Source organism: Peribacillus sp. Bi134 (assembly GCF_918698065.1).
Classification (GTDB): Bacteria; Bacillota; Bacilli; order Bacillales; family DSM-1321; genus Peribacillus.
The window spans coordinates 501,594-513,609 of record NZ_CAKKLN010000003.1; the positions used below are offsets into that span (position 1 = coordinate 501,594).

A 12,016-nucleotide genomic window follows, 5' to 3' on the forward strand; every position below is an offset into this window, starting at 1 on the left:
AGCTTTCAGCGCCAATCATTCAACCTTGAAAAAATGAAAAAACGTGCACAGGAAACCCGCGCACGTTTTTTACAATCAATTTACTTTCCCTTTTTGACGATTATTCTCCATTTAGCATCATCGATTTGCTCAAACTCCGTGATTTCATGACCTTCGGTAGCAGCCCAACGGGGAATGCTCTCCGTTGCTTGTGTGCAATCGAAATTAATGATCAATTCCTCTCCTTTTGCCATGTCCACTATCGCTTCTTTCGCTTCCACTAAAGGGAATGGACATACCATCCCAGTCGTTTCCAATACCTTTGCCATTTATATTCCACTCCTTGATCAAAAATTTCCGGCTCGTATCTTAAGCCGCTTTGGATGCAGCAGCTGTCTGCTTTTGCTTACGGATAATCGTGAAATAAGTTGCTACCCATGTACCCAGCAGGAAAAAGACAATCGCGATCCAACCTTGCCAAGCAAATAACGCCGAGTTCACCAGTCCATTTCCGATTGTGCATCCTCCGGCAACACTTGCGCCGAATCCCATGGTTACACCGCCAATTGCATTGTTACGTAACGTTTTCATATCAGGCAAACGCCAACGGAATTCCCCGCTCCCTTTGGCTGCAATGAAAGCACCAAGGAAAATGCCCAATACTAAAAACGTACCCCAATCGATTAACGCATCATCTCCGGTTATAAGGAAAGTTAAAATGTTCGCGGAAGGCGCTGTAATTCCCAGTCCGAACATTCGGCCTGTCATTGCACTTAGCGGCCATGCCATGATTGCAATAAGGCCCACCAATAATGCTGTAACAAAAGGATGCCAACGTTTCTCGAATAAGATGTGGGCCAATCCCGTCTTTTTCGGCTTCATTTTAAAAATTGGCAGTTTCGGCTTTCTCAATTCACGAATCACCAATATGCCAACCAAGAGTGTCACAATAATCACAAGCACCCAAGGCGAAACATTTAACGTTTCATGAATATACGTATCATTTGTACGATATGATAATAGATTATCTCCAGCCACTTTCCATATACCATATTTCGTCATTGCTGCCCCTAGCATATATCCAAAAAGGGCAACCCAACTTCCGATCATGCCCTCTCCGGCACGATACCATGTTCCAGTGGCGCAACCTCCTGCCAGAACCATACCAATACCAAAAATAAAGCCACCCACGATTGTTCCCAACCATGGAAAACCATCATTTCCAAACTGAATGACCCCTGTATCATTCAATGCATAAACACCAATACTTTGTATCGCTATAACAACAAATGTAGCCAAAAACATCCGTCCATCTTTAGCTAAAATCAAATCACGATATGCACCAACAACACAGAAACGGCCTCTTTGAAGCACAAATCCAAGCAGTAAACCACAAATAATCCCGAACACAATCATTTGTAACATGTACCGTTTCCTCCTTAAGTAAAATAATAATAATACTAATATAATATAATCCGGATGAAATTACTAGGTTTTTGGATTATTTTTTTTACTCATGAAAAGTTCCAGGCAAATGAAAAACCCGAGTCATCATGAATATCGACTCAGGTTTTTTTGATTATCACACCATACTGCTTCTGCCGAAACTGGCTGCTTTAACTTTTTTATATTGGTAAAGCATGGCAATTCTCCACGGAACGATCATCGCGAAAGCAAGTAAGAAAAACATTCCGCTCAATACACCGATTTCAATCGTGCTTCCAAGCATCAGTTTTGCCACCAGTCGAATCACCATGAGACCAATCAATATGAATATGAACGCTTTAGAGCGCAGAATATAAATTTTTTCATCTCTTACTTCAAATTTAGATGTTTTAATCAATAAGATGGAAAATAACATCCCTGCAACAATAGCCTCCAGCAATTCGTATCGAGTCACACGGAACATCGGGAAAATAAACATTAAAGCACCCGTACTCATAAACAGCGGCGGTAAGATGATTTTCTTTTCATTCACTGGTTTTTTCGTTTCCTTCATCCGTAATATGAAAACACCTATAGCCATCACGATCGCTATACCTGTTGATATATATATCATCTCTTAACCATCCCTTTAAACTAAAAATAGGTAAGTACCATTAAAAATTATATATGACTTCAATTTATAAACAAAGTATATATTACCTATTTGAGATAAACAAGGAGGTGTTATTGAATAAGCTACCTTTTGATGCTTCCAATGCCCCGCCTTCGTCCAAAGGCTTGAAGAAAAAAATCTTGCACCCTGGCTTACTATAGCCTTCGATAACCATATTTTTGCTGACCACCTATAGCAGAGCTTATTATAACCTTTGCGGCATGAAATTCCTTTTTAATTTCTTAGGTCAGGATTTAATTTTGATATACCGACAAATCAGTGAATGACCTTACACCCAAAATAAACGAAATTGATACCATAAGACCTAATAGCAGGCAATCAACTAGAATATTGAAAAAATAACTTATTATGGACTAAAAACCCGTGAAACCACCGAATAGTCTAGACAGGACTGCAATTATTTTGGTCATCCAATTAAAAAACAAAATCACACCCATTACAATCATTAAATATCCGCCAATCTTCATGATGTATTGGCTGTACTTTTTGATCCATTTCAATTTTCCGACAAAGAAGGATAATATGAAAAACGGTATGGCAAATCCTAAAATATAGGCAGTCATATAGCTCATGGCGGCACTAGGATTTGTTGCACCCAGTGAAATGACAGCGCCTAATAGCGGACCTGCACAAGGGGTCCATCCAGCGGCAAAGGCCAGTCCGATAAGAATGGAACCTATATATCCGCTAGGTCGGTTCTTGAATTCAAAGCGGCTGTCTTTCATCAAAGATTTCGGCTGAAAGATTCCTACAATGAATAAACCAAAAATGATTATCAGGATGGCGCCAATCTGACGAATTAATTCTTTGTAATCCGCGAAAAAAGAACCTAGGTATGATGTGCTAAAACCTATTGCGATAAAAACCAGAGAAAACCCAAGCAGGAAGAATAAGGTATGCAGCATGCTCCTTCTTTGGAGCATGGCGTTCTCGGATTTGATTTCACCAACACTCATACCAGTGATATAAGATAAAAAGGCCGGATATAACGGTAAGCAGCATGGCGAAATAAAACTCAGGAATCCCGCCCCAAATGCTAAAAACATATTAATATCATTCAAATAAGCTCACTCCTATGTATGTCAACCTATAAACATTGTAACAAATAAGATAAAAAAATACATTTATGGAACTGTGAATATTTCATGACAGCCAATTGCCTAAAAACAGAATGGGGCGACGGTTTAATTTTCAATAAGATAACTTATTTGAATTCATTAGTCCAAGCCGATATAATTGTTATATTCATACAGATTTTACAACGAACACATAAATTAATGGTACCATGAAAAAATGTTGGGCCAGAAAGGAAATATAATGGCTAAAAAGAATGAATTTCTCGAACAGATTGAATTGAAGAGAAATGAACTTATCAAGATTGTCGCTAAAGATGGTTTGAACTCAAATGTTGCCGTTGAATACAGCCAGCAACTTGATCAATTATTAAATAAATATAATGAACTTTTTTATAAAACAGGTACAAATTTTTAACCCAGTACCTCTCCCATTGATAACCACATATATTATTATATGATTTATTTTGCTGTCAATCTCCCCTTTTTCATTCTTTCACAATTTGAATACATAGGTATGACATTTGCTATATTAAAAAACAGGCAAGCACCATGGGCGCTGCCTGTTTTCCTGTTTTTTCATTTAAAATAATGCTTAAAAATCATGTAGCAATATCAACATCGGATGTCGGTGCATAGTTTGTCACAACAAGAACGATAGGAGATCCAGCTAAGATGGAAGAACCGTCCGGAACAGTGATCACAAGACTTCCTACCCCAGTGGCACCTGGTGTGTATGTTGTTAAATCCTCCATTTGCAGCACCCCATTAATAAACACCTCATATGAACTGTTTTCAGTACTTAATACAGGCAGTACAGTCGCAGGGTCACCAGTATCCGAGAAAAGCTTGCTGGATCAATTGAAAGCGTGGTTGGACCAGTCGATGCGGCAGGCATCTCATAAAATAATCGGGTGACCAATGGATTCACATTGATCACCGAGGTAGCCGCTATCGCTAATTTCATTATTTTTAACGGCAAAATATTCACCTCTCTTCTCTCCAGCTATGACTTTTGCAAAAGGAATTGTATAGACAATTTTCAAAAATGGTCCTCACGATAAACTGTACTTTATATAAAATGTATAAGGAGATAAGAAAAGGGGAGAGTTTTAGAAATGCACAGTAAATATTTCCGTTTCATTAAAGAAGATACAGCTATCCCGAGACCTTTGTTGTTTTTCCCTAAGTGCTCTCCCAACGAAGTTCGCACGAGGATCCCAAAAAGAATCATTTCTTATGAATTTTATGCTATTGCAAATGGGTGCCTACGGATTTATGAAAGAAAAAGACGGAATAGCTGACATAGACAATACTTGATCCATCAAATGTATCCTATATGAATTTATTCATAAATGGTGTATTGCAGCCCCACGATAATTACACCGTTAAAAAGGAAAACTTAAATTGAATACGATTGATATCCCAATAAAAGGTACACCAATCATTTTGCAAATGTTCATTATTTAAATGAGCGGCCTGTTCCTAAACGATTCCTAAATTAAATAAAATTGAAATTGAATTTCATATACTAATCATGAGGAAAATTGAGTAATTTACGAGTAATTGCGCGGAATTCACGAGTAAAAGTATAAAACTTACGAGTAAATCAGCATATTTCACGAGTAAATCAGCAAAATTCTCGAGTAAATGAGCAAACCTCACGAGTAATTGCGTTAAATTCACGAGTAATTGCGTAAAACGCATGAGTAAAGTGGAATTCACGAGTAAACGAGCCAAACTCACAAGTAAATCAGCAAAATTCTCGAGTAAATGAGCAAACCTCACGAGTAAAAGTGTGAAATTTACGAGTAAGATAGATATAGCAGTAGGGTATCCGTTTGAAGACCTTAATTGCGACTACGAAATTCAAACTGAAGCTAACCTACAGTAGGAAAAAGGAATGTGTTACGGTTCTGACTTATTGTTTTGCTCCAGACTAAGTTCATCTGTTTTCCAAAAACCCTCCTGTTGAAATAAGCCATAAGACAAATCACTAAAATAATATTATCTTTAATTAAAGATAAATTAATTCGAGATAACATCTTTTTTTATTCACAAATCTCGAATTAAAGATATCTAAATTCAAATTAAATTCCAGGAGGAATCATAAATGATTGGTATAGGCTTATTAGTTATACGTGTAGTTATCGGTTTATCGTTTGTTGGTCATGGGGCTCAAAAATTATTTGGTTGGTTTGGCGGTCATGGCTTGAAAGGTACAGGAGGCTGGTTTGATTCGATTGGCATGAAGCCAGGAGTTACCATGGCCCTATTTGCTGGTCTATCAGAGCTTATTGGCGGAGCTTTGTTTGCATTAGGTCTCTTTACACCCTTTGCAGGTATATTGATTGCACTTACAATGCTCGTTGCGATCGTTAAAGTCCATGGAGCAAATGGCTATTGGGCAACTCAAAACGGTTATGAATATAATCTTGCCATCCTTGCAGTGGCGATTGGCATAGCGTTAACGGGAGCTGGCCCATACTCACTTGATTCCTTTCTATTTTAAGGAAATCGGTGGGTTTGCTAAATCCCTACATTACGGATAACACGGAGTGGGTTTAATCCACTCCGTGTTTTTTCTTTTCCCCATTGCTCAGAAATTTTTATCTTGGTTATTAAAGCTTAAAAATCGAGTAATGGATACTTCGATTATTGTGTTGAGGAAATAGGAACATAGGTTGTCCCATATTTAAATAAGATGGTTTCAATATTGAAATGCAAACTACCTGTGAAATCACTGCTGTACAGTAATTTTTACAAATGAGTTGGAATAATGCCATTAAATTCGAATCCTATTCTTTATGTTCCTGCAAACAATTGTTTCTAATTTGAAATATCATGTCTAAAAACCAAGACTCATAATCAGGAAAAATAGAGTACAGTAATAATGAGAATGATCATAACCTCATGTTCTTTTATCTCCGGGTGTTATCAATCTGTTGTTAGAATGGGGGGGCCCATGAGGCAAGTCATTATTAATTTCATTTGCATTCTAATAATATCAGTGATTTTATTTTTTATCTTTAGCTATGATGCTTCTTTAGATGAACATTTTATATTGTCTCTTTTACTTATCATTTCTCTGCAAATATCTTTGATATTAGCTATTCTGTTAAAAAGAAGGTAACACCAGAAGAGCAACCATTAATTAATGGTTGCTCTTCTGGTGTTACCTAACGTCCTTCCTAACCTTTTTCAAGCGTTCCGTAAAGAAAGCCCCTTTCCTCACCAAAATTTCCGAATGTATCTGCCGTCGAGACTTAATTTCTAGTCAATGAAAATGCTAAATCTTTCCCCTGTTTTATTTTCCGAAACAGCTTAGAAAAAGAATACTCAGTTTAAGGATTCAATTTGAAATTCACTTAATAGATTCTCACTCCTATAAGTAGTATCTCATAAAAATAAAAACCCCTGATAAGGAACACTTTTATCCTTATCCGGGGTTATTGAAAACCAGAATGCATTTTTTACTTTATTCTACCCCTGGGAACCATCCTGGAGAGTGGATGATCGCTTGCCATAATGGATCTGGAATATCTAGTTGCAGCTGATTATCTTTGTTTATTTTTGTCACGATTTCTGCTTCCCTGCCTTGCTCCACTTTTTGTACCCATTCAGGATCGATTATGATTTCACGGCCTAATGCGATTAATGGAATCCCGGATTGCAGTGCTTTAATCGCATCATCCGCTGTATAGATGGAACCAACTCCAATGACGGGAACTTGATCTCCGATACGTTCTTTTATAATTTCTATCCGAGGTCGGTCAACGTCGGCTCCCCGTCTTGCTTTCGACCAGAATTCCATTAATGAAACATGAAGATAATCCAAATCCTTTGTTACAAGTCCATCAATCAATGCAAGTGTATCATCCATGGTTATTCCTGGAGTTTCCGGCTCCTCCGGTGAAAAACGATATCCTACGATGAAGGGATCCTTTGCATGTTCAGCAACAGCCTTTTTCACTTCATCCACAACCGATAATGGAAAAGTCAGGCGCTTTTCAAGGGAACCGCCCCACTTGTCTTCACGACGGTTTGAATGAGGAGAAAAGAATTGCTGAAGCAAGTACCCATTAGCACCGTGAATTTCTACACCGTCAAATCCCGCTTCAATGGCACGTCGGGTGGTTTCACCAAAGTCGAGAATGATCGATTCTATTTCCTTTTCAGAAAGTGGACGCGGAACTGCTTTCCCTTCGCCTTCCGACGGGATATTGCTTGCGCTGACTACATCACCATCTACTAATTCCGGTGGAACCTCTCGGCCGCCATGAAAAATCTGGAGAATTGCCTTTGCCCCTTTCGCTTTAATCGCTGATGCCAATCGATTTAGACTAGGTATCAATTCATCCTTATCTCCGCCAAATTCCCCATGAAAACCTTTTCCATTAGCCGTCACGTAAGTACAAGCCGTTATAACCATGCCTACACCGCTTGACCGGCGTTCATAATAATTAACTTCTGCGTCGGTAACGGTACCGTCAGAATTAGAAGAGAAATTTGTCATAGGTGCCATCACCAATCGATTTTTCAATTCCATTCCCTTTCCTAAATTGAACGATTCAAATAATGGTGTATATTTAGAATTCATTTAGTAATCCTCCATTTTGTAACCCACTGGTTTGTATAATAAATCAAATCCGCAAACTAATTTAAATATCATGCATACTTTACGATTAATGCCGAAATGGCTTCTTTTGGCTGGAAGCCAATAGCTTGATCTACCTTTTCTCCATCTTTGAATAGAATAAGTGCTGGAATTCCCATCACTCCATATTCGCTTGTCGTATTTGAATTTTCATCCACATTAAGTTTTACGATTTTAACCTGATCACCCATTTCCTCATCGATTTCATTAAGAACTGGGGCAATCATTTTGCACGGACCGCACCACGGTGCCCAAAAGTCAACCAATACTAAACCTTCCTTGATTTCACTAGCAAAATTATCATCTGTAACATGTTCTATTGTCATGATCATTTCCTCCTTGTATTATCCGAAATATTTATGGTCTTTACTCACCATCTATTTAAAATCAAGTTTTGCGATTCTATTTCCCGGGATAAAAGCCTCTGATTTCCTGGCATTTATTTTCGGATGGATTTTGATGGATTCCAATTTACCGGATAACTCCATGAACCATGTTTCATCTTTAGAAAGTAAAGCCAAATCAATTAAGGCCAAAAGATGTGTTTCGTTACTGATTTCTAGATCCGGCAGCTTTTCAGTCCATCTACTTGGAATCCAAATAGATTTCCCAACCGCTTTTTCATTGTCACTTTCCACCACATTCACTTTAACAATTTCACGATTATCGCTCACGTTTTCAACGAAACCATGGATAAGTTCTCCATCTCTTGATTTTCCCTGTACCCAATCCCCATTTTTGAACAGATTGTTTTCAACCATTTCCTTAACACCCCTTTTATATTCATTTAATATTAAAACTATAGTTATTAACTGTATTAATAAAATATACATTTTGTGCAAAGAAAAAACTAAATCAATATCACGGACATTGCTTAATTTTTTCCAAAAAAGTGCTGAGAGTTATATCTTCCAAATATTTTTCAAAATACAATTCTGCTTCATCGAATATTTGATCCATGACTACCTGGGTATTGGAGGATATGACACATTTTTTCTCCGGATCGCCTGTACACCATTTCGGTTTCAAGGTTCCATGTGAGACCGTTATATAAATATCTGCCAAACTTACCTCTTCAGGATTACAGTCTAGAATATAACCTCCGCCCACACCTTCTTTCGTTTTAACAAATCCCTTTTTTCTTAAGCAGCTCATCATTTTCCGAATCCTTGCCGAGTTTGTACAAACGTTTTCTGCGATAGACTCACTGCTTGCCATATGATCTGGTAGATAAGCTAAATAGACCAAACTATGCACAGCTATTGTAAAATCACTATTCACTTTTCGCATCCTCCTCAAGGAGATTACTGTAATTTTAATGTTTACAGTTGGTAAAGTCAACTCAAAAAACTCAACAGAGTTCTCAACTTTGTTGATTACTTTATGATTGCTATGAAATTCCCTCCTATAAACAAAGGATTGAGGGAATTTCATTCAGCTAATTTTACAAACCGATAATATCATCGTTGAGAAAGATTCAAAGCCGTACTAGCCGCTTTTAGATTCACTTTCGATTGCTCAATTATATCCTGAGGATGATAATAACCTTTTGAAACCATGTAATCACTTATTAGCCCATGTGTTTCTACAGCATACCTCAGCTGTTCCCGTAATGCAGCCCTCAATTAAGGGGAAGCTGTTTCTGTTATGGCGAAAGCCGTATTTCTTATTCCTGATTTGGCAGAATTCAGAAAGTCAGTAGCAATAACCTGATCGGTCATACCACCCATCCCCGCCATATTTTGCAAAAAGTTAGTCATTGTCTTCCCTCGCCTTGGTTTACCAGGATTTCCTGTAATTTTTTAATATGCTCTCTTCCGCTGCTCATGTCTTGTAAAAGAATGTTTTTTAATTCCGTGTCTTGGACTAACCCATTCATTGTAGAAGCTTTTGATAGACAAAGGCTTTTGAAGTTCAATATTTCATGCACTTCTAACGTTTCATGCAGTCCCAACTTTTCCACAAGAAGTATCTCTCCTTTCAGTAACAATCACTTACTTATCTTTCGTTGTTCAAAAGCTCTTATTCATTCCTTTTCATTTTTTTAGAAGGTTAAAACCATTTGGAAAACAACATGTAGTCACATGGAGAAATGGGCGGGTTTTTTGGATATTCAGAAACAACTGGCGGTTATGCTGGAGGACAAGCAGAATATATGCGGGTCCCTTATGGGAATTTCACTCCTTTTAAGATTCCAGAAGACTGTGAGATTGGAGATGAAAAATTGATATTACTCGCCGATGCAGCTTCAACCGCATTTTGGAGCGTTGATCATGCAGGAGTAAAACCAGGTGATACTGTAATCGTCTTAGGCTGCGGTCCCGTTGGATTACTCGTACAAAAATTCGCTTGGTTCAAAGGAGCGAAAAGGGTCATTGCCGTCGATCATCTCAACTATCGTCTGGAACATGCAAAAAGGACAAATAAAGTCGAAATCGTAAATTTCGAACAATATGAAAACGTAGGGGATTATCTCAAAGACATAACTAAAGGGGGAGCCAATATTGTAATTGACTGTTCAGGCATGAGTGGTAAAATGACTCCCCTGGAATATCTTGCAACGGGGCTTAAGCTTCATGGCGGTGCAATGGGTGGTATTGTAATCTCCTCACAAGCGGTCCGTAAAGCAGGAACCATTCAAATAACTGGTGCTTACGGAGGGCGTTATAATGGCTTTCCGCTAGAAGATATATTTCAAAGAAACGTGGATATCAAGACCGGACAAGCTCCCGTTATCCCTTATATGCCATATCTCTATAATCTAATATCTGAAGGAAAAGTTGATCCTGGCGATGTCGTAACCCACGTACTACCATTGGATCAAGCTAAACATGGTTACCAAGTATTCGATACAAGGACAGACGGATGCATTAAAGTGGTGTTAAAACCGTAAGTATTATATAGAAAATTGAATGGCCAGGCATTCAAATTCAGAAACGATACATGAATTATAGTAAGTTTCTGAATTTGATGAATCCTGTGTAGTAGTTTGAAAGTCACATGAACTAGATTCCCTCTATATGAAACCTTTCAAGCCCATGATTGCCCTCTTGCTTATCTCCTTACAACACAAAAAACCCCTCTCTCTGATTTAGTTTCCACCAGAGAAAGAAGTTTCGGATTAGTAACGAAAGATAAAGCAAAAACAAGAAAAATTTATGATGAAAGATTCACTCTTCACGGTAGTTATGATTTGCTTATCTTATAATTGCTATCTTATTTTGTTTGTTGTTTATTCATGGCGCTCATCATTTGATTAATTTTCTTTTGGGATGGTTTCATACCCATTTGCATCATCATCATTTTCAGCATCTGTTCGTTAATTGGCGGATTTTTCTTTAAGTAATCCATCATGTATTTACGAGCGATGAAAAATCCCAGCACTACTCCAGCAATCAATGCCAGTACGCCAACTAGAATGTAAACCCACATACTATTTCCTCCTTCGTGTTGTCTAACATCAGTGTACTAGACCAAAGGTTATTATACAATACCCGCTACTGAAAAGTCCCCCATTTAGACAAATTTTCTTTCTTTTATCGGTTTTAACCAACCGTATTTTTCATGTTCAAAATCAATGGCCAGAAAGCTCGCTTCATATTTTCGAATACTTTCAAAGAAAGCCGTCTCCGCTTCATAATCTCCTTCAGCTTTTAGAATAATGGAATCATGCTGAATGATTAAAACGGCCTTACTTGATCCGTTTGTTTTTTCTAAATAGTATTTTCCATTTTGAGTCCAATAATTCATCTTTTTTTGCAAACGTTGTTCAATGGCTAACTGCAACTGGATAATCGGGACTGTTTTGGTGACATATTCGATTTGTTTTTGCAAAATACTCTTCAGTCTGCCCTTTGCTTGAATATACTCCAAAAACAAATTGAAAAATAGCCTTTCTCTTCCATAATAATGATGGGCAAATTCATCTTCGATTAAATAAATTTGATAGGTTCTCATCAGCCAATGCCTCCTAGCTTTCCTATTTTGGTCACGAAAATAACTAACCACCAGGACATTCTCCACTATTTTCCACTATTAATAACTTTCCCCTTTAACTGACACATTTAAACGAAATTTATTTATTCTCATTATATATTGACAAACTAAAAAGATATGTTGTTTGCTGGAGAAATTTTCTTCTTTTTTTGTCGAATGGAAGATTTCCCTTAGAATAGAAGCACACAATAT

General features: G+C 37.6%; 15 protein-coding genes and 3 pseudogenes. 4 read left to right on the forward strand and 14 right to left on the reverse strand.

The window, feature by feature from the left end; genetic code table 11:
* Positions 1-80 precede the first annotated feature (80 nt).
* From LQ188_RS08245 to LQ188_RS08260, 4 genes are all read right to left on the reverse strand, one after another.
* The gene (locus tag LQ188_RS08245; RefSeq protein ID WP_048685981.1) at positions 81-308 is read right to left on the reverse strand and encodes a sulfurtransferase TusA family protein; all 228 of its coding nucleotides are present in this window, start codon (positions 306-308) and stop codon (positions 81-83) included.
* 40 nt (positions 309-348) lie between these two features.
* Positions 349-1,404 (reverse strand): YeeE/YedE family protein, encoded by a 1,056-nt coding sequence (locus LQ188_RS08250; RefSeq protein WP_202190537.1) that lies wholly within the window; start codon positions 1,402-1,404, stop codon positions 349-351.
* 157 nt (positions 1,405-1,561) lie between these two features.
* Positions 1,562-2,038 carry a cytochrome c biogenesis protein CcdC gene (locus LQ188_RS08255; RefSeq protein ID WP_101221658.1) on the reverse strand — a complete coding sequence of 159 codons (477 nt, stop codon included), beginning with the start codon at positions 2,036-2,038 and terminating at the stop codon, positions 1,562-1,564.
* Positions 2,039-2,451: 413 nt separating this feature from the next.
* Positions 2,452-3,159 carry a cytochrome c biogenesis protein CcdA gene (locus LQ188_RS08260; RefSeq protein ID WP_101221657.1) on the reverse strand — a complete coding sequence of 236 codons (708 nt, stop codon included), beginning with the start codon at positions 3,157-3,159 and terminating at the stop codon, positions 2,452-2,454.
* A gap of 256 nt (positions 3,160-3,415) precedes the next feature.
* Here LQ188_RS08260 and LQ188_RS08265 point away from each other — a divergent pair, with 256 nt between their 5' ends.
* Positions 3,416-3,589, forward strand: coding sequence for an aspartyl-phosphate phosphatase Spo0E family protein (locus tag LQ188_RS08265; RefSeq protein ID WP_101221656.1), 174 nt, complete (start codon positions 3,416-3,418; stop codon positions 3,587-3,589).
* A gap of 184 nt (positions 3,590-3,773) precedes the next feature.
* Here the strand turns inward: LQ188_RS08265 and LQ188_RS08270 are convergent.
* Positions 3,774-4,138, reverse strand: a pseudogene (locus LQ188_RS08270) (DUF4183 domain-containing protein).
* Positions 4,071-4,217: a hypothetical protein gene (locus tag LQ188_RS08275; protein ID WP_230176597.1), complete on the reverse strand. Its 147-nt coding sequence runs from the start codon at positions 4,215-4,217 to the stop codon at positions 4,071-4,073. The pseudogene LQ188_RS08270 and the gene LQ188_RS08275 overlap by 68 nt, the downstream one beginning before the upstream one ends.
* Before the next feature lie 293 nt (positions 4,218-4,510).
* Here LQ188_RS08275 and LQ188_RS08280 point away from each other — a divergent pair, with 293 nt between their 5' ends.
* Both LQ188_RS08280 and LQ188_RS08285 read left to right on the forward strand, forming a co-directional pair.
* The gene (locus LQ188_RS08280; RefSeq protein WP_230176592.1) at positions 4,511-4,582 is read left to right on the forward strand and encodes a DUF4183 domain-containing protein; all 72 of its coding nucleotides are present in this window, start codon (positions 4,511-4,513) and stop codon (positions 4,580-4,582) included.
* A 702-nt stretch (positions 4,583-5,284) separates the two neighbouring features.
* Entirely contained in the window at positions 5,285-5,683 is a 399-nt protein-coding gene (locus LQ188_RS08285; protein ID WP_101221655.1) for a DoxX family protein, read from the forward strand.
* Between the two features lie 966 nt (positions 5,684-6,649).
* Here LQ188_RS08285 and LQ188_RS08290 read toward each other — a convergent pair.
* From LQ188_RS08290 to LQ188_RS08315, 6 genes and pseudogenes are all read right to left on the reverse strand, one after another.
* Positions 6,650-7,771, reverse strand: a complete 1,122-nt coding sequence (locus tag LQ188_RS08290; protein ID WP_230176527.1) for an NADH-dependent flavin oxidoreductase — start codon at positions 7,769-7,771, stop codon at positions 6,650-6,652.
* Between the two features lie 68 nt (positions 7,772-7,839).
* The gene (gene trxA / locus LQ188_RS08295) at positions 7,840-8,154 is read right to left on the reverse strand and encodes a thioredoxin (RefSeq protein WP_230176528.1); all 315 of its coding nucleotides are present in this window, start codon (positions 8,152-8,154) and stop codon (positions 7,840-7,842) included.
* 51 nt (positions 8,155-8,205) lie between these two features.
* Positions 8,206-8,589, reverse strand: coding sequence for an IDEAL domain-containing protein (locus LQ188_RS08300; RefSeq protein WP_230176529.1), 384 nt, complete (start codon positions 8,587-8,589; stop codon positions 8,206-8,208).
* A 100-nt stretch (positions 8,590-8,689) separates the two neighbouring features.
* Entirely contained in the window at positions 8,690-9,109 is a 420-nt protein-coding gene (locus LQ188_RS08305; protein ID WP_101221650.1) for an Rrf2 family transcriptional regulator, read from the reverse strand.
* 179 nt (positions 9,110-9,288) lie between these two features.
* Positions 9,289-9,588, reverse strand: a pseudogene (locus LQ188_RS08310) (spore coat protein).
* Positions 9,585-9,791, reverse strand: a complete 207-nt coding sequence (locus LQ188_RS08315; protein WP_230176530.1) for a hypothetical protein — start codon at positions 9,789-9,791, stop codon at positions 9,585-9,587. The pseudogene LQ188_RS08310 and the gene LQ188_RS08315 overlap by 4 nt, the downstream one beginning before the upstream one ends.
* A gap of 120 nt (positions 9,792-9,911) precedes the next feature.
* Between LQ188_RS08315 and LQ188_RS08320 the strand changes: the two are divergent.
* Positions 9,912-10,721: pseudogene (locus LQ188_RS08320) on the forward strand (zinc-binding dehydrogenase); the annotation flags it as partial.
* 323 nt (positions 10,722-11,044) lie between these two features.
* On the opposite strand, the gene LQ188_RS08325 reads toward LQ188_RS08320, so the two are convergent.
* Complete coding sequence (locus tag LQ188_RS08325; RefSeq protein ID WP_034312934.1) at positions 11,045-11,260, reverse strand: YneF family protein; 216 nt, start codon at positions 11,258-11,260, stop codon at positions 11,045-11,047.
* A gap of 84 nt (positions 11,261-11,344) precedes the next feature.
* Positions 11,345-11,785 (reverse strand): sporulation inhibitor of replication protein SirA, encoded by a 441-nt coding sequence (gene sirA / locus LQ188_RS08330; RefSeq protein ID WP_101221647.1) that lies wholly within the window; start codon positions 11,783-11,785, stop codon positions 11,345-11,347.
* Between the last annotated feature and the right edge of the window lie 231 nt (positions 11,786-12,016).

Excerpts from the sequence above, each read along its gene's own strand:
- LQ188_RS08255 (WP_101221658.1), bottom strand. The coding sequence starts at position 2,038 with ATGATATATATATCAACAGGTATAGCGATCGTGATGGCTATAGGTGTT.
- LQ188_RS08245 (WP_048685981.1), bottom strand. The coding sequence starts at position 308 with ATGGCAAAGGTATTGGAAACGACTGGGATGGTATGTCCATTCCCTTTA.
- LQ188_RS08250 (WP_202190537.1), bottom strand. The coding sequence starts at position 1,404 with ATGTTACAAATGATTGTGTTCGGGATTATTTGTGGTTTACTGCTTGGA.
- LQ188_RS08265 (WP_101221656.1), top strand. The coding sequence starts at position 3,416 with ATGGCTAAAAAGAATGAATTTCTCGAACAGATTGAATTGAAGAGAAAT.
- LQ188_RS08300 (WP_230176529.1), bottom strand. The coding sequence starts at position 8,589 with ATGGTTGAAAACAATCTGTTCAAAAATGGGGATTGGGTACAGGGAAAA.
- LQ188_RS08325 (WP_034312934.1), bottom strand. The coding sequence starts at position 11,260 with ATGTGGGTTTACATTCTAGTTGGCGTACTGGCATTGATTGCTGGAGTA.
- sirA (WP_101221647.1), bottom strand. The coding sequence starts at position 11,785 with ATGAGAACCTATCAAATTTATTTAATCGAAGATGAATTTGCCCATCAT.
- LQ188_RS08290 (WP_230176527.1), bottom strand. The coding sequence starts at position 7,771 with ATGAATTCTAAATATACACCATTATTTGAATCGTTCAATTTAGGAAAG.
- trxA (WP_230176528.1), bottom strand. The coding sequence starts at position 8,154 with ATGACAATAGAACATGTTACAGATGATAATTTTGCTAGTGAAATCAAG.
- LQ188_RS08285 (WP_101221655.1), top strand. The coding sequence starts at position 5,285 with ATGATTGGTATAGGCTTATTAGTTATACGTGTAGTTATCGGTTTATCG.